This window comes from Sphingobacterium sp. B29 (genome assembly GCF_001952815.1).
Classification (GTDB): Bacteria; Bacteroidota; Bacteroidia; order Sphingobacteriales; family Sphingobacteriaceae; genus Sphingobacterium; species Sphingobacterium siyangense.
In genome coordinates this window covers 1,903,146-1,920,399 of record NZ_CP019158.1, presented here as the reverse complement: position 1 = coordinate 1,920,399, position 17,254 = coordinate 1,903,146, and the positions used below count along the sequence as shown (strand labels likewise).

The 17,254-nt window shown below is 39.1% G+C and carries 21 protein-coding genes; 3 read left to right on the top strand and 18 right to left on the bottom strand.

The window, feature by feature from the left end:
• Positions 1-18: 18 nt before the first annotated feature.
• The 14 genes from BV902_RS08020 to BV902_RS07955 form a co-directional block, all read right to left on the bottom strand.
• The gene (locus BV902_RS08020; protein WP_075991491.1) at positions 19-255 is read right to left on the bottom strand and encodes a hypothetical protein; all 237 of its coding nucleotides are present in this window, start codon (positions 253-255) and stop codon (positions 19-21) included.
• A 66-nt stretch (positions 256-321) separates the two neighbouring features.
• On the bottom strand, positions 322-909 hold the full coding sequence (locus BV902_RS08015) for a thermonuclease family protein (RefSeq protein WP_216640447.1): 588 nt from the start codon (positions 907-909) through the stop codon (positions 322-324).
• A complete protein-coding gene (locus tag BV902_RS08010; RefSeq protein ID WP_075991490.1) occupies positions 909-1,946 on the bottom strand; it encodes a TerC/Alx family metal homeostasis membrane protein in 1,038 nt (345 codons plus the stop codon). The genes BV902_RS08015 and BV902_RS08010 overlap by 1 nt, the downstream gene beginning before the upstream one ends.
• A gap of 9 nt (positions 1,947-1,955) precedes the next feature.
• Positions 1,956-3,467 (bottom strand): helix-hairpin-helix domain-containing protein, encoded by a 1,512-nt coding sequence (locus tag BV902_RS08005; protein WP_075991489.1) that lies wholly within the window; start codon positions 3,465-3,467, stop codon positions 1,956-1,958.
• Positions 3,468-3,470: 3 nt separating this feature from the next.
• A complete protein-coding gene (locus BV902_RS08000; protein ID WP_075991488.1) occupies positions 3,471-4,955 on the bottom strand; it encodes a PP2C family serine/threonine-protein phosphatase in 1,485 nt (494 codons plus the stop codon).
• 2 nt (positions 4,956-4,957) lie between these two features.
• The gene (locus BV902_RS07995; RefSeq protein WP_075991487.1) at positions 4,958-6,001 is read right to left on the bottom strand and encodes a TerY-C metal binding domain-containing protein; all 1,044 of its coding nucleotides are present in this window, start codon (positions 5,999-6,001) and stop codon (positions 4,958-4,960) included.
• A gap of 15 nt (positions 6,002-6,016) precedes the next feature.
• A complete protein-coding gene (locus tag BV902_RS07990) occupies positions 6,017-6,655 on the bottom strand; it encodes a vWA domain-containing protein (RefSeq protein WP_075991486.1) in 639 nt (212 codons plus the stop codon).
• Between the two features lie 2 nt (positions 6,656-6,657).
• Positions 6,658-7,296 carry a vWA domain-containing protein gene (locus tag BV902_RS07985; protein ID WP_075991485.1) on the bottom strand — a complete coding sequence of 213 codons (639 nt, stop codon included), beginning with the start codon at positions 7,294-7,296 and terminating at the stop codon, positions 6,658-6,660.
• Positions 7,297-7,298: 2 nt separating this feature from the next.
• Positions 7,299-7,910: a TerD family protein gene (locus BV902_RS07980; protein WP_075991484.1), complete on the bottom strand. Its 612-nt coding sequence runs from the start codon at positions 7,908-7,910 to the stop codon at positions 7,299-7,301.
• Between the two features lie 3 nt (positions 7,911-7,913).
• Complete coding sequence (locus tag BV902_RS07975; RefSeq protein WP_075991483.1) at positions 7,914-8,468, bottom strand: TerD family protein; 555 nt, start codon at positions 8,466-8,468, stop codon at positions 7,914-7,916.
• Positions 8,402-9,277 carry a phosphoribosyltransferase family protein gene (locus BV902_RS07970; RefSeq protein ID WP_075991482.1) on the bottom strand — a complete coding sequence of 292 codons (876 nt, stop codon included), beginning with the start codon at positions 9,275-9,277 and terminating at the stop codon, positions 8,402-8,404. The genes BV902_RS07975 and BV902_RS07970 overlap by 67 nt, the downstream gene beginning before the upstream one ends.
• 3 nt (positions 9,278-9,280) lie before the next feature.
• The gene (locus BV902_RS07965; protein WP_075991481.1) at positions 9,281-9,943 is read right to left on the bottom strand and encodes an HAD family hydrolase; all 663 of its coding nucleotides are present in this window, start codon (positions 9,941-9,943) and stop codon (positions 9,281-9,283) included.
• 9 nt (positions 9,944-9,952) lie between these two features.
• Positions 9,953-10,606 (bottom strand): stress protein, encoded by a 654-nt coding sequence (locus BV902_RS07960; RefSeq protein ID WP_075991480.1) that lies wholly within the window; start codon positions 10,604-10,606, stop codon positions 9,953-9,955.
• 8 nt (positions 10,607-10,614) lie between these two features.
• Positions 10,615-11,190 (bottom strand): TerD family protein, encoded by a 576-nt coding sequence (locus tag BV902_RS07955; protein WP_046674360.1) that lies wholly within the window; start codon positions 11,188-11,190, stop codon positions 10,615-10,617.
• 404 nt (positions 11,191-11,594) lie between these two features.
• On the opposite strand from BV902_RS07955, the gene BV902_RS27525 reads away from it, so the two are divergent.
• A complete protein-coding gene (locus BV902_RS27525) occupies positions 11,595-11,879 on the top strand; it encodes a hypothetical protein (RefSeq protein WP_075991479.1) in 285 nt (94 codons plus the stop codon).
• A gap of 16 nt (positions 11,880-11,895) precedes the next feature.
• Positions 11,896-12,084: a tetratricopeptide repeat protein gene (locus tag BV902_RS07945; RefSeq protein ID WP_172840655.1), complete on the top strand. Its 189-nt coding sequence runs from the start codon at positions 11,896-11,898 to the stop codon at positions 12,082-12,084.
• A 243-nt stretch (positions 12,085-12,327) separates the two neighbouring features.
• On the opposite strand, the gene BV902_RS07940 is transcribed toward BV902_RS07945, so the two are convergent.
• The 3 genes from BV902_RS07940 to BV902_RS27270 all read right to left on the bottom strand — a co-directional run bounded on the left by BV902_RS07940 (position 12,328) and on the right by BV902_RS27270 (position 14,953).
• The gene (locus tag BV902_RS07940) at positions 12,328-12,993 is read right to left on the bottom strand and encodes a response regulator (RefSeq protein WP_075991477.1); all 666 of its coding nucleotides are present in this window, start codon (positions 12,991-12,993) and stop codon (positions 12,328-12,330) included.
• 13 nt (positions 12,994-13,006) lie between these two features.
• Positions 13,007-14,692, bottom strand: coding sequence for a tetratricopeptide repeat-containing sensor histidine kinase (locus BV902_RS07935; protein WP_075991476.1), 1,686 nt, complete (start codon positions 14,690-14,692; stop codon positions 13,007-13,009).
• A gap of 99 nt (positions 14,693-14,791) precedes the next feature.
• A complete protein-coding gene (locus tag BV902_RS27270; RefSeq protein ID WP_157625944.1) occupies positions 14,792-14,953 on the bottom strand; it encodes a hypothetical protein in 162 nt (53 codons plus the stop codon).
• 404 nt (positions 14,954-15,357) lie between these two features.
• Between BV902_RS27270 and BV902_RS07930 the strand changes: the two genes are divergently transcribed.
• Positions 15,358-16,599 carry a hypothetical protein gene (locus tag BV902_RS07930; RefSeq protein WP_075991475.1) on the top strand — a complete coding sequence of 414 codons (1,242 nt, stop codon included), beginning with the start codon at positions 15,358-15,360 and terminating at the stop codon, positions 16,597-16,599.
• Between the two features lie 123 nt (positions 16,600-16,722).
• On the opposite strand, the gene BV902_RS07925 is transcribed toward BV902_RS07930, so the two are convergent.
• Positions 16,723-17,169 (bottom strand): nuclear transport factor 2 family protein, encoded by a 447-nt coding sequence (locus BV902_RS07925; protein WP_075991474.1) that lies wholly within the window; start codon positions 17,167-17,169, stop codon positions 16,723-16,725.
• Positions 17,170-17,254: the final 85 nt, after the last annotated feature.

Genomic DNA, 17,254 nt, shown 5'->3' with positions numbered 1-17,254 from the left:
TAGCAATAAGTGGTTTCTTTAATCTTCCCAACCGCAAAGGGTTTTACCTTCTTTTTGTGCTTGCTCCCGTGTTGTCTTGATGGTTTTGGCACCGCATGACTTTAATCCTCTACAGTTTTCATTGAGGTGATATCGCTTCCCTTTGCCACTACCACAAACGTATACTGTATTCTTATCTGAACTTTCTTTCACTAGCGAAGCTGTGGTACCATCAAACCGCAAGAGGATGATAAATAATAGGCTTATCAATTTCATAATACATCAAAAATAATCGGATCAGCGCATCTTATTTTACGGTTTCCCGTAGTGACACATTTTATTTTAATAAGCCCATACACCCTTCTTACTTTCTCTAGCCTCATGCTGAAGCTTCACAAAAAGGGCTGTATGTTTTACATTGGGAGGATAGGTATCTACAACTGCAAATCCGCCTTTCACTAAATCAGCGTTCAGAAAAGTACCATCCTGCAAATAGATGTAGGCCAGCAACCGATGATATCTGTCCTTTTTCTGAACATCAAATTCAAGCTTAACCCACTTATTTTCGGTTAGCTGTCGTACATATTCTTTTGCTTCCTTTGCATATGGTCCCTTTAATTTTCCTCGGGAATTGCGCGTCTCTGGTGCATCAATTCCTATAAATCTGACCTTAAATTTTTCACTACCATTATTAACCCAGAAAGTGTCTCCATCAATGACCTTCGTAACATAAACTTCTTTTTGTTGCCACCGGTTGATCATTTCCTCCTGAAGTGGAGCAGTAGACTTCCCTTCCCTAGAGGCACTAATAAAATGTTGTTGAGTGACCTCAGTCGGCTGTTCACTTCCGCAATTAATAAATAAAGGTAATATGAAAAAGATGGCAACCAGTATTTGCCATCTTTTTCTGACTCTGGCTAGCTTTTTCATTATGCCGAGATCTTTTCATCTGCTTCCTTTTCAGGAAATAGTATGGATACCAAAACAGATAAAATAAGAATTCCCCCTACAATGCCCAAAGAAACTGGTGAAGGGATATGATACCAAGGCGAGATGATCATTTTGACACCAATGAACGTTAAGATTACCGAGAGCCCGTAAGGAAGTTTGCTGAACATATGGATAAAATTGGACAGTAGAAAATAGAGTGACCGAAGTCCAAGTATGGCAAAGATGTTGGATGTGTAAAGAATAAAAGGATCCTTCGAAATAGCAAAAATAGCAGGGATAGAGTCGACCGCAAATAACACGTCTGTAAATTCAATTACGGCAACAACAACCAAAAGCGGGGTTGCAAGTTTCGTCCCGTTCTGAACAGTAAAAAACTTTCCTTGATCATAATTATCAGATACCTTCCAGAATTTCTTCACCAATCGCGCACCTGCTGTTTCGCTAAAATCCTCATCTTCATCGTCATCTCCACTTCCCCAAGATTTGATCCCTGCAAAAATTAGAAACAAACCAAAGGCTGTCAACACAAGATTGATATTCCAAGGTAGAGCGGTCACACCAAAGAAATCCAGTATCGGATTAAGATATGTCAAATTAATTAGGCCTACGCCTGCAAAGATGAAGATCGCCCGAAAGAGTAACGCACCCAAAATCCCCCAGAACAGTACTTTGTGATGTAATTCCCGTGGCACTTTGAAGTAAGAAAACACCAAGATAAACACAAATAAATTATCTACTGACAAAGCCTTTTCAATCCAGTAAGCTGCCTGAAACTGGGTAAACTTTTCTATTGCAGTGGCATGCCCTCCAGCATCCTGATTAAATACATAATAGACAACACCGGAGAAAATCATTGCCAACGAAATCCAAACCACTGTCCATATAGTCGCTTCTTTGGAAGAAACAATATGGCTCTTTTTGTTGAAAACACCCAAATCCAGTAACAGCATGATAATGACTGTCAACCCAAATCCCCAAATTAGACCAGGATGTAATTGTAAAATACTTTGTTCCATTTTTATAAATTATTGATTAGTTAGCGTGATAAATAATAACCTTCCACCCTCCTCATTGGACAGTAGAATCTTTTTGCCGTCAGTCAATTCAACCATTGAATTAATTGGTACATCTTTTTGCTCAGTCAGATCCTTCATCCCCTGCAGGTTTTGGTTGACTAGCATCCATTTATTTTGGTAATAGGTGAAATACCCAACTGGTTTCTTATCCTCAGCGGTAAGGCTTTCATTCCGTATCACTTTACGGGATACATGCCATTTGAAAAGATATTGATTGTGATAGACCATTAGCCGATGTCCTTCGGGTTTCCATACAGTATCTTTAAATTTAAAATAGAGATCGATGACGGGAAGGCTTCCTTTGTGCGCTGTACCACAGAATGGACAGATAGGTTTGGTAGAATTGTCAAATACGTACCACTTCTCATCACAATGTGGATTATTGCACGGCTGAATAAGGTCTACTGTTTTCAATAATGCAGTCTCCCACTCGTTGGCAATGGGACGCAACATAGGGTTGTGCAGGCCATCGATAAAAGCCCGTTTAAACAGATCGGCCAGATAAGGTCCCGTTTTGGTGTAGGAAAGCTTATTAGGATTTCCCCAGAAGGATTCCCATTTTCTCAGCTGATCGGTCTTAACAGCATTCATTCGATCAGTAGGATGCTCAACAAACAGTGCTTTTTCTCCCATCGCCATTAGTTCATCTTTTTCGGCATCAAGATCCCAAATCTTACCACCCCGCAGTGGGTGCCGTCGCAACAGATACATATAAATCAGCACTGCCAGGGCATGGAGATCTGTCTTCTGATTAGGCAGTACCCGATCGGGATCATTAAGTTTAAGGTGTTTGGTCTTTAATACCTCTGGGGCAATAAAATCGGCTGTACCAATCACCTCAGGAGGGTACAATCCGGGGACAACCAAACCATCCAAATCAATGATATTGGCAGACTTACTAACAGGATCAATAAGCACATTATTATAGGATAGATCTGAATGGGCAAGCCCCATTTGATGCATTTTCTTGACGCCCCGACAAATATTAATAGCAATTTGAAAATAACTTAGCCAATCGCCTAATTCGGACTTATCCAAGGCGAGCGGATATTGTTGATGACGAAAGGATGGTGCAGTAAACCACTTTCCAACTTTCTCCCCTCCTTTTATCATCGAATTGGCACCATAACCCTTTGCAAAGAAAAATTTGGTATCATAGATAGGTACAATGACGCCTGTCTTGCCATCCTGTTCTACCGCATCATAAGGCCAGCGGTAGATTTCCTGCAAGAAATAATCACCTGCACTACCATTCTTAATATTGTCTAAATATAAAGTGACAATACGCTTTATCCGATCCCGCTGATTGAAGTCAAGGGTGTTTCGAAAAAAAGCAACCACGTACTTTCTATTGGGTGCGAAATAGACATCCTTAACACCACCTTGTTTGGGACTGCCGTCATCTATATACTTGTAAGTCCGAGACGGATCAATAATGGATTTTATAGTTATCGTCTTCATCTGTTAATAGATTATGGCTAGTGTTCTATCGTCGTGGTTACCTTTACTCCAGAAGTCAAGCCAGGTCAATAACTGATCCTTAATATGTTCATCTGTCAGAAAATCTACCTTTGCACCGTCTTCATTTTGCCCACCTAGATCTTGTAGAAAGGTATTCCATCTTTCTTTATCTTCCAGTTTGTTTTCTGTAATAAATTTGGCATCATAGATCCCATCTGTCATCAACATCAATTTTGAAAAATCATCAAATCTATTGATCGCAAATCGTAATGGCATATCACTGTGACTGAAAATCTCTGGCATGGTAATAAAACGGGTTCCCCCACCAAACTCACCGATATCGAGCAGATTGAGTAAATGCACTTCCTGTAGATCGCCAATAACAACATTGATCGGGCAATCACCGACACCAAATGTCAGGACCACGTAGCCAAAATCAAATTTTTTGACAAGCGCAAAAATCAATGTGGTGTTGAGATCTTTCAATAGAATATCTTCCTGTTTGGCAAACTCCACTAGCTTTGCATGTACATCGCGAACAGATTTGTAAAGGATATTGATGATCGAAGATTTGACCTTGAGCAAACACTCCTCTGTAGTCATTTCGGCTTTAACAACCTCTTCAATCGGATCATTGACAATATTTGTTGTGGCCGCGGAAACAGGTTGATCATCTTTTGGTGCAGGCGGAACTGCTTCAGCGGGTGCGGTAGTATAGTAAGCCAAGCATAAATCGTTTAATTCGTGTAGAAGAACCTCGTTATCGAAAGTTTTAACAAGATATTCTGTAGCTATTTTAGATCCTTGCCGGGAAAATTTAGCCGAACCAGCTCCGTCCGCAACGGCCACGACGGCCCAAGCTTCAGGCAGTGCAGACACATAAAAATGATCATCGCGAAAAGAACCTTCGTGTGCATGCGAGCGTCCTCTTTGTGAGGCAACAACTATCCGCTTGTCGAGAAAGGCTCCAGCATATTTATCACTGTCCGCCTTGGCGTATAGATCATTTTGATTGCTAGGTTTATTCAGCCAAAGGTCCTTAGGATCAGCATTGACAATAAATGGGATGATCTTAATGTCTTCCGTTGGATTTTCTTCTAGAGTATTAATAAAAACCAAGTGCAAATCCATCGTAAGTGCCATGTTTGGCACTCCACAGATACTTGAAGTCTCCGGATCAAAGGTTAAACCAACTTTATCCAGATTTTTGATCTGTTGGATGCGAATATTGGGAAATTGAGCTAGGTCAAAACTATACGCATAGTGTTTTTTCGCATTAGCATTAGTAATGACCAGTTGCGCTTCTTTAAATTCTTCCTTCTCTCTATACATTTGAAATATCGCTATTATCTGCTGTTTTAATGAATTAATATCCCTTGCTAATGCATTGATCTTCGCATTGTGCATCAGTTTGGCCAGAGTATTATCAACGACCTTGTTCTGCTCTACGTTAAATTCGTCCAGCAGTTGTTTTAAAATTGTTTCCACGATTAACCTAAAGTTCTATTAATATCAAATCCGCCACCTGAGGCACCATAAAAGCCAATATTGCCACACCAAGGGCATGTATTTTCGCCATCACCTTTGATACAATGTATTCCACCACAGGAGCAGCTGGCGAGACCAAATTGGTTACCGCAACAAGGACAATTGGGATTACCATACAGCTCGTCGGTTGATACCTTCAAGTTAGAATTGTCAAGTCCAGAATAATCACGATAGGCGTTTTCATCTATTTTATAAGCTCCTTGTACACGATAAACTCGGGTAGATAAGTCCATGATACCTGAATCTTCCATATCACGCCTAAATTTGATCAGATATGACTTATCGGTATTTGAACATTTTGCATTAACCACGACAAAATTATCATCCACGATCTGATGCATTCTAACTGTATCAACTTTCTCAATCACCTCAGGAGTGCTTTTCGCTAAATTTATTGTATCAGTATTACTATTGGTCACTTGCTCACTTGTCGCTTTGATGGAAGCTGTCACCCATTTAAAAAACTCTTTGTATGACTGCGCACCGCTATTATTAAAACGCAACACATGTGGGGTCAGTTGCTCCAGTAATCCATAGTTGGTATTATCTCCTATTGAGATCGCGATTAGATTTGCTTTGCGTTGGTATACTGTATTCCACTTTTTGATGGCTTCTTCTGTATCATCTGTCGGTACACCGTCCGTAAACAAAAATATAATGGGTTTCCAATCACCTTTTCGTTCATAGGTCGTCGGCATTAACTCGTTATCAATGGAGCGCATCAGTTCTGTCAATCCACTGGACAGCGAGGTTCCACTACCAATGGGCAATTTTGGCGGATAAAAAGTGATCACATCCTGTAAGGGTGTAATGACCTTGCTTTTACCGGCAAAGCCAATGATGGATATCCATACAGTTTCGAGTGCAAAAGGATCAGTTTTGAGTGTCTGAATGACGGTACCAATACCATCTTGTACTTGCTCTATAGGTTCGCCGACCATAGATTCAGATACATCTATCAAGAAATATACAGGTAACCTTCTCATGATTAATTCAAAGTTTTAAATGATAATATTCAATTCGTTCGGTGGAGGTGGAAGTGTCAGAGTTTCACCTGTACCTTGGGATTTACTGCCCATTTCAATTGATGAACTCACCCATCGAAAGAAGGTTGTCAATGTATTACTATCGGTGGTATCCAATTTGACAACTTCATCCGTCAGCTCCTTTAAAAAAGAAACTTCGGCTTTAGGACCAGCTGCACAACCAACAATAATTCCAAAATCCATTGCTTTGATTTTGGGAATGCACATCCGATATTTCTGAATATCGGATGGCTTTCCATCGGTGAAAACAAAGAGCAGAGGCTTCCAGTCACCCTTTCGTTCGGTCGATCCCTTGACCAGTTCATTGTCTATCATTTTAAGCAGCATTTCGAGTGCCTCTCCTGTATGAGTTGGGCCGCTTTCGGGGCAATGTATTTCTACTGGCTGAAAGCTTGCCAAGTCGGTCAAAGGAACTAGATTATGAACTTCACGATCAAAGGTAATGACACTGATATGCAAGGAATCCATCGCCTGTGGATCCGTACGGAGCATACTAATGAGCCCATTAAAGCCATTATTCAATGCTTGTATGGGCTCACCACGCATAGATCCTGAGGTGTCGAGCAGAAAGTAGGCTAATAATCGTCTGTTCATAACTAAGCTACTATAACTAACTCCGATGGCGGTGGTGGTAGCTGATCCAATCCAGTTACCTCTTTGCCTGATTCCTCAACTTTGGTCGACGTAGTGGATATGGAAGCCGTTACCCATTGAAAGAATTTTGAGATGCTTTCTGAATCTGCACTGTCAAGACGTACTACAGAATTAGTAATTTGTCTTAAAATAGCATCATCAGCCCCCTGTCCTGCTGCACAACCGACAATCAACCCTTTATTAACAGCCTTTAGTTTGCTATACCCTTGCTGCCAATTATCCGTTGGGATACCGTCGGTCATAACAAAAATCAGTGGCTTCCAGTCCCCTTTCTGTTCCAGTGTGGTCGTGGTTACCTCTGTTTCCAGTTTATCAGCAAGTAAGGCCAAGGCTGCTCCCAAGGAAGTCACACCAGAGGCTTTAATATCAACCATCTGGAAGGAAGCCAAATCGGTCAAGGGTACAATCTGCCTAGCGTCAGAGTCAAAGGTGATAATACTGACAAAAGCGGTCTCGATCGCTTGAGGATTTTGACGTAGGGAATGCATCATCATCTGTACACCGTTTTTAACGGCTTCAATTGGTTCTCCGGTCATTGAGCCAGAAGTATCCAATAATAGATATACGGGAAGTCTTCTCATGGCTATAAAAATTTTTGCTGAACGGTTTTAATAGTCTCTTCCAACTTACGGTCTTTAGTTGGCTCTCCAATGGCATTAAATTTCCATTCACCATTGCGTTTATAAAATACGCCCAATACCATGGAGACGTGCCCAGAAAAGCCCTCACCTTTAGCAATATTGTAGGTCGCAAATACTTCATTGACCCGGGAAGGTGTACCCTCATAAATCCGGATAGAGGCAAAAGGAATAGTCCCGAAATCATGCCCACGATAACTGTTGAGCACAAACGCGACATGAGTTACTTGACTATTAAGCTTAGAAAAATCAACCGTAATGATTTCATTATCCAAGCCATCATCGCCATCCATGTCTCCCGTCAAATCGTCGCCACTGTGACTAATGGCTCCATCTCTAGATCGTAAACTCCCGAAGTACACAACATCAACATTATTTTTAGCTTCATCGAAAAGAATACAACTGGCGTCTAGATCTACCGCTTCTTTCTCTGTTCCGCCGAGCCAATTTTTCCTTTCAATAGCTCCCCAGTTCACACCTACACAAACATTTTGCAATACTGTACCATTACCCTTTTGAAGGTTGATACGTTGCCCTTTTTGAAGATTAATTCCCATTTCTTAATTGTATTTCGTTAAATAATCTTCCAACCCACCTTTCATGCCCATACCCACAGCTTCAAATTTCCACTCACCATTCCGTTTATAAATACGGCCAAACTCGACAGCAGTCTCTATGGAGAAATCCTCTTCCAATTCGTATTTCAATAGTTCCTCATTGGAAACAGTGTCGAGAATACGCATAAAGGAATTGCGTACTTGTCCAAAGTTCTGACCTCGTGATATTGCATCGTGAATGGTAATGACGATGCATATTTCTGTCGCTGTATCTTCAATCTTCGCTAGATCTACGATGATTTGCTCGTCGTCTCCATCCCCATCTCCCGTAAGATTGTCACCAGTATGAACTACTGCCTCATTTGGAGATTTTAGGTTGTTGTAAAAAATAAAATGTTGATCCGAAAGGATCTTTTTGTCTTCTCCAAGAATAAATACCGAAGCGTCCAAGTCAAAGGCGCTTCCTGTGGAAGAACTATTGGTGTCCCAGCCTAGGCCGATTGTAAATTTGGGTGCATTGATGTTTTCTCTTTGCCCTTTTTGTAAATTGATTGCCATGATTTATGTTGTTTTAGTTTTATAATATTCTGTTGGTAATGCACTATAGTATGGTAGTTATTGCTAATTGCTAGATCGAACAATTCACAGCTTTTTTCTACCGGGATTTGATTGACGACCTGGAAAAAATCTACTTCATTTAACAAGAGTAAATATTTAACCAAGCGTGTATTGAAGTGAAAACTACTACTGTTAATGATCCGTACAAGGTCGCCCGGTGATTTGACATCAAAGTAATTGTACTTATTCTCAATATTGGGATGGATAGACTGGTTGACGAGCTCAGCATAATAGACAAAGAAAAAAGTCCCCTGCACGTTATGATCTTTTAGTATTTTTTCAACTGTCAGTTCGTGGCTTCCAGTGATTTTGATATCATCTAAAAAAATACAGAACCTATCTGCTATAAAATTCCGATCCAAATGATAGGTATCGTTGGCAATAAGTTTCAAGCGTTGTTCAGAGTCCATATTTCCATAGTCCTCCACATAAGTCTGTTTGCGATGGATCTTACTTTCTTTGCATGCGGCCTTGCCATGCTGAAACAAAAATCTATTTAACTCCCGTTTGAAATAGGAACATAAAAAATTGGATGCTGTCGGAATGGAGTTATATGGGCTAGGCAGTAAAATAATCTCTTCTTGTTCGAGAATCAAATTCTTATGCTTTGCCAAAAAACCCATGCACAGTTCTTTCGCAAACTTCTCGGCATAAATCGTCTCTCCAAACTTAAAGCGACTGTATTCCATTTCTGAAAAAGGACATACATGCTGATGTTCAACATGATGTAAGCTATATCTGTACATCATAATTTATTGGATTAATATTGCGTTAAAACCATAATTGATAGCGCCATTATAATCTGCTTTTTGATTATCACCTATATGGACAATATCTTTTTTCTTGATCGTTCGCTGTTGTCTTATTTTTTGGAAAACAAGTTCAAAAGCTGTATTATTTGGCTTGGAAACCCCTATTTCATCTGAATAAAGTTGAAAAGAGAAGAAATCCGATAGCTCATAATATTCGAGTACCCGACGTAACACGGTACCGTCTAGAAATGCAGTATTGCTTAAAAGACTTAGGGTCTTCCCCTTGGAAACTATTGCTTCGAATACGCTTTTCTGATTATCATTCAGGAGAACAGGCTTATATTCCCAAAAAAGAATATCGACTTCCCTCGTGAATTCCGTCAAACGCTCTTTGAGATCTGTATCGAGATCAACCCCTAATTCACTTAAAATCAAACAGTAGATAAACTCACGATCTATATGTTTTCCTGTTATCTCACTGATCTGATTACTCAAAATATCGTAATGCCGGACGACTTTACCTATATCCCCGATCTTTTTATCGACGCAAAAGAAATCCCGTAGCAACATATTTCTCTTTTGTTTGAAATGAGGATTTGATTTGATGAGTGTAAGCCATAGATCAAAAGAATAGTGTTCAAATAATGACGTATCAATAACCATAATGATTTCCTATTTTGATCCGGCCGTCCATTGCATTCCCCATCGGTAAGCCTTGTCACAGTCTCCATGCGAAGTATGGAAAGTCACCAGCTTTCTGACAGTGATTGAATTTTGAGAAAAGAGTATTTCAGCAATCGCACAGAATTTGTTGTGACTGGATTGTGCTCCCATCTGTACTTCTATTTCCGCATTACCAGGGACCTTTACAGTGACAACACCATTTGTTTCTTGCCAACGTGCTGCCCCTTCGTAAATGAAACAGTAGATAACCATCCGTTTCAGGTCTTTTAGTCCAGCCGGATTTACAATGATATTTTCTCCAGAACCCGAGCTAGCCCCTCTATCATCACCAGTATGCCATATCCAGGGTTCAGCCACATAACGTCCTTGCCGGGTCAAACGATCCTTGGTCCCTCCCTTGCCACCGGAAAACTGAAGACCATCGATAACGGTTTTCTCTCCGTTATTCAACTCATAGAAACATCCCAGATCCAGGTCGATATCCTTACTGAATAAACTTCCAAATATTCCCTTTTTTGTTCCTTTTGACCAATTCAAATTGATATTGATCTCCTGTGTAATTGGATTACCTTTTTTTGATAAGTCAATAAAATGCGAGTCACCTTTCTTTTCAAGGGTGATTTTCTCTAGGTTAATAGCCATAATTTATATTATTTTATAATTTGTCCTTTATAATATTTTGACAGGAAGAAGGCTAGATCTTCTTTATAGCCCATACCAGAAGCTTCAAATTTCCAGCTATCATTGCGACGATAAAGACGCCCGAACTCAACGGCAGTTTCAAGAGAAAAATCTTCTCCTAATTCGTATTTCGCAACTTCTTGTCCATTGCTATCATCTACGATTCGTATGTAGGAATTTCTTACCTGTCCATAATTTTGCCTGCGGGCAATCGCATCATGGATGGTAACCACAAAGGATATTTCTGTAATTCGTGAATCTACTTTTGATAAATCAACTTGAATACTTTCATCATCTCCATCGGCACTATTTCCACCGGTTGGATCATCACCTGTATGATGAAGTGCGCCATCTGGAGAATCTGTATTTCCATAAAAAATAAAGAAAGGTTCAGCTGGTATCTGTTTGAATTGATCAATCATAAATGCGGATGCATCTAAGTCAAAATCATTCCCTGTTCCTTCATTAGGATCCCAGCCCAATCCTATGGTAATTTTTGTAAGTCCAACTTCAATACGTTGTCCTTTTTGTAGGTTAATAGCCATATTAATCTGCTAATAAATGTATCGTTAACTCCAGCAGTTAAGCATTTGATTAAAACATTGCTAACTCGCTTAAAACAAAACTAGCTTGATTAAGGCAGTCTTTTTTACGGGAAACCGTAGCTCATAAAAATTAAATCAGAATCTTAACATGAAATTCAAAATATGATTTTACGTAAAAATAGTAAACTACATTTCAGTATGTTACAAGCTATTTTTACCATCATTTTGTCTTATAGTTTTGTCAACAGAAGTACTTTAGATAAAACAATTACCTTATATTCTAGAGATAAGCAGCAATACGATAAATACCGCTTTAAAACTTAACGTAATCGACATACTGAAAGAGGATTTTTTTAAGAAATTTTGATACCTTTAGAAAATAACAACCAGCAATTTATTAATCTATGAGTGCAAATGTTCCTATTGTAAGGTCAGTGTCCTGGCCAGCTGTTTTAATACTGATTGCCTTCTGGATGGTCCTGGTGGTAGCTTCCTTATTCTTATTCCAACTTGAGGGCATGATAGTCGCCTCAGTTCTTTTTTTCATTTTAGTAACAGCATTGCAACAGCTCATTCCAAAAAGTCACAAAAAGGGAATGAAAGCAGTCAAACAGAATGACTTTAAAGGTGCGATTGAATATTTTAAACAGAGTGTCGATTTTTTTTACAAAAAAGGAATGGTTAGATAAATATCGGGCAGTTACCATGTTTAGCGCTTCAAAAATGAGCTATCGGGAAATGGCGCTCTGTAATATTGCATTCTGTTATTCGCAGACTGGGCAAGCCGAAAAAGCAAAGGCGCTCTACGAAGAGATCTTGGAAAAATATCCGGATAATGGAATCGCTTACTATGCGCTAAACTCAATCAATACCTTTTCAAATCAGGCTGATTAAATGATCGCGCATTTAGCTGGATCTCTCATAAGTCGGCTGTTACAAATGATCATAAAAACAAATAAGGGCTATCGGTGGATAGCCCTTTCTCATCATCTTATTGGTTAAAATATGGCACTAAATATCCTGAATGCATCAGATATCGTATTTTCGGCAAGTAAACCAACCTCGTTATTTACCTTGCTTTCACAAAAGTAGCACGATACCCTCAAGATTCTTTACGGAAAACCGTAATGGAAAAAGTTATATCAGCTCAGCATCTCTACAGTGTGCAATTAGCTGGGCATTGTTGGTAAAACCATAAGATTCTTTCATCAGATTAAGGCGCTTCTCGATTGTGCTCAGGCTGGAAGCTTTAGCACCTAACTGTTTGAGTATTTCAGGCATCTGATATTGTGGAATACCTTGATATAATAAATTAACAATCTGTAAGTCAAGCTGGGAGAATTCAAATGCATTTAGATCTTGGACAGCCTTCTTATTATCTGCAGATTGATATGTTCTACCTTGATACACCATCTGGAGGGCTTCTTTTAGATGCTCTCTTCCGCGGCGTGCCTTCAAAACATAACCATCAATTTGTTTTTCCTTGAACATTTCATGGACTATTGTCGTGATCTCTTGCACGGTCATTACAACAACTTTAATATCCGGCTGAATAGATTTAACTGCTTTAATCAGCGAAAGTCCATCCTGAATCTCCTGATCAGAACCATCATCCTTAAAATTAATATCGGTAATAAGTAGGTCATATGGTTCTCCGGCACGGATAGCATTCTTGATCCAAGCGAGGGCATGATCACAATAATAAACATATTCGGGATCAACTACTCCCAAGTCACGCAGTGTTACTTGTACTGCAAAATTTTCTGTATCGTGGTCTTCGGCAATAAGTACTTTTTTAAACATACAACAATCATCTTTATATTAATGGGATATTGACAGTAATGCTGAGCCCTTCTCCCGGTTCACTGACAAAGATAATTCCGCCACCTAGACTTTCAATACGGGAAACCGTATTCGCCATACCTTTTCCCTGAGGTCTTTCTGCTGGTAGGCCAACACCATTATCTTTATAAAAAATTTTAAGCTGTTGGTCAGATTTTTCAATGCGCACGACGACCCGCTCGGCCCCACTATGCTTTTTCATATTGACCATAAACTCTTGTAGTACATGTTTTATTTCTTCTTTAATACGCTTACTGACATCGGACCATTGCTCAGCATCAATTCCAACGATCGATATACGACGACTGTTCGAGCCATAGGGCTTAAGTAATGTAGAAATTTGCTCATTATATGGAACTTCAACGGTAGGCCGTTGCTCAACGTTATGTGAGATATCCCTCGATTGGTTGTAAATAATTTCTAATTTATCAAGCAGCACTTCACGATCCAGATCATCTCGATATTCAACTTCCGTCATCACATGATAAATATCGTTTGCTACAACATCATGTACCTTCTTCGAAAGATGAAGTTGCGTTTCTTTAACCTTGTTCTCGGCTTCGAGTTCAAGACGCTGCTTGCGTCGTTTGTACCAGAGGGTTCCCCCACCAACAGCCAACAGCAGTAAAAAGATACTTGCTCCAGTAATGGCTCGTTGTCTGACAAGACGGTTTTGCTTTTCGGAATTTTCTTTTTCTAGCCGCAGGTTATCGGCCTTGTTTTTTTCGACTTCATAGCGGATAAGGGCGAATTGGTTTTTGGCAGCGGCGCGGGCCTGCTGGATGCTGTCGTTGAGCGCCAAATAGGTTGATAGATACCGTTGAGAATTGAAGGAACTAGTTTGAATTAGGCCTCTTAATGCATTCAACTGATCATCCGCGCTATTTATTACATTCGCTATTTCATATTGCTTATGTAGATAATAAATAGATGAATCTGAGTTTTTATGGTCATAATATTTAGCTAAACTCGCATAACTTGAATTCTGACCCCAACGATCTTTTTGACTAGTCCTTATCGCTAAAGCTTTATGATAGTCCGGTACGGGATTATAGCTGTTGTCTGCAATCCATTTTGTTTTGGCTAAATTATTTAAAAACTTGGCGTAGTCCGTTGTTCCACTCGGGACTTTTGACAAGATTTCTTCGGAAAGCTTAATTGATTCGGCATAACGTTTTGCATTTCTTAGGCAGACGGCAAGATTATTTATATAAATTAGTGTATTTTCGGGATTAGTGGAATATTTTATAGCCTGATGATAATAAGGGATAGCTTTATTATATTGTTTCAATTCGTCGGTCGAATTAGCAATAGTATTATAAGCAAAGGACAACAATGTGTCTTGTTTTAAATTACTCTTCTCTAGAAATTCGATTGATTTTAGAGATGTTTCTTGTGCTCCAAAAAAATCACCTTGATCATACTCATTGATTCCAATAAGAATTAAACTTCTTACAACCGTCAAATTATCATCTTCTTTAAATGCTTGTTCTTTTGCCAATTCAAGGTAAACGAACGAACTATCATACACCCCTAGGTTATAGAATGACAGCGCTTTTAGGTAGTAATTTCGACTCTCCCCTTTTACCTTGCCTTGTTTCTTTTCAGAACAGGAGAATATACCTAAGATGAAAAATAGGAATAAAATGAGTTTTCGCACGGCTAAGTTTTTTCTAATTTATCCAAAAAACTTATCTAAATCAACAACAAAAAAAAAAGAGAGTGATTTACATCAACTCTCTTTTTCTAATATTAAAAATTAACCTTTCGGTGGTGGGTTTCCTTTATCTCCCCCATCTCCATCATCACCAGGATTTGGTGGTGGTGTGTCTGCCGTTTGCACTGTTGGTGTTCCAGTGTTTTGTTGTGCATTAGACGGTTGGCCGATTCCAAATAAAAAATATAATATTAAACTCCACATAACTCAAAAAATTTAAAAGTCAAAAACCTGGTAGGCCCCGTGCACCATGCACGGGATTGCTACAAATGTTTTCAGAAGGCCTTCTGAATTTTTTGGGAAGTAAGAGTGTCAATCGCGGGAGGCAGAAGCTGCTTCCCAAACCGGCTAATGACTACCGCGAGATCTTCTCATTGTGAAATCAGATTAGTATCTTAGTTTATATTTTAATCGATTTATCATCTGACTTCGAGAACAAAGTTATAGCCGTTAACAGCCTTTTTATCATAGATTTCCGATGTTTCCAATGTTTCAAAAATTTCCAGTCTAGATCGAATCGTTTTCCAAAATTTCCAAAAAGGAAGTAATATTTATTGCTTACGGTTTTCCGTATTTTCCGATGGTGGGGTTATTTTAATTTTGTTCAAATGTTTGAGAAATTTCAGAAGGCAGTAAGGAATGCCTATTTAGTTTTAAAGTTGAATAACAAACTTGTGTTTGTTAGCCGTGAACGACCATCAACCAAAGATTTGAGAGATTGGAGCTATCAAATTTTAGTAAAAGGGCTAGCAAGAGAAGATCTCATTGTCTTCCATCGTTTTTTCAATCCTCAGAATTCAGATAAGGATTTGGAGAGTATAGTTAATACTTTCGACTTAGATAAACTGAGGAATTTAAGAAACTTTATAATTGGCAGCACCACATATAGAGCACAGGAAAATGTCGTAAAACTACTTGCTATTTTGATAGATTTCCAACCCCGGCCTTACTGTAGTGAGGACTGGAAAGAAAGTTCAACCGAACCTGAAATAACGACGTCTGAAGAAAATTTCTCTCCAAATGAAGCAACCGTCAATATAGATATTGCTGCTCAAGACAACGAACTCCATCAACCTTCAGTAGAACCTCCTGAGATTACAAATAGCAGAGACTCTTTTGAAGAAAGATATAACCAACCAAAAGACAATCAGTTTCCAATAAAGGAGAACGATAACAAAAACAGTAATACGATTACTAAGGGATCGAGCGCTGTATATGGAGAAAACAGCGCTCAGTTGAGCGAAGATAATAATATCAATAAATCTTGTACAGAAACAACTAATGGCACAAAAGATGGTCCCTCTACATCTGCTGATTCAAATATTATAAACACTGAAAAGTCCCCAATAAATCCAACTGACGCAGTGGATAAAAAATATGAAAATGACAGACAGAAAGATCAAATAAAAACTCCTGGTAATATTTTCCTATTAAAAAAGAAAAAACAAAAGCTTTTATTGTGTGGAGCAGGTGTACTTACTTGTGCTGCATTAGCAATTATCATCTTTGATCCTCCTCTAAACGATTGCATGTGCTGGAATGGAGAAAAATATATTGAGGTAGATTGTCAGAGTAAGACACAGCCATATCAAGTGATAGGCTTAGATAAAAACAAACTCGAGGGATTTGTAAAAATAACGAGACCAGATACCCTAGGTCCAAAGGATGTAGGAAGAGTATGGTATTCAAAAATCAATCATGAGGTGGAATTTTTTACTGGACCGGGTTATCATCCCACAGAATTCGGACGTTCCCTAAAGGCGGCCACCACGCGGATTTTAGATAGCTACGCAGGGGCAAACGCCAAAAGCGATCAAAACAAGAAATATGGAATTATGCAAAAACAATAACCGTTATTTAATTCCAAATTTCCAAACGCAAAAAAAGCCGCGACTTACGGCGCGGCCTTAAATAAACATATGATTCCCTAGTGGTTTGTCTTTTATTACTGGCAAACCACCAGTTGTAAAATTCTATTTATACGAATTGATCGATTTGGATACTTTCCAGTCATTCCCCACATGCTCCAAGGTAACTAAATCTGTTTTGGTGAAGTTTTCAAACTTTAGAGTCACTTTCGCTACCATATAATCAGCTGATTCTTCTAAGATGTCGGTGCTTACTGTACAGTTTAGCTTCTCTCCTTTTTGCTTTTTCAAGGATTTAACAACTTCGCTACGGTTGTAAGACTGTGCATTCGAAGATTGGATTTTTTGATTTAAATCTTCGGCGAACAATTGCTCTACTCCTGCTGATTCACCCTCTGTGGTTACCGCAACATAGTGATCGAGTGCTAAGTCTGCTGTAGAAAGGTTAACGTTTGTTTTTGTTGCTTTTGCGCCAGGTCCTTCAGCTGCCATAGCAAATGTTGATACGGCGATTAAGGCTGCTGCTGCGAATGTTTTTACTAGCGTTTTCATAATGTCTTTTTTTATTGTGTTAGTTTTTAGTTCTTAATTGTTGACTCAAAACTACAACACAATAGACCCCTAGCCTACGGGCTTT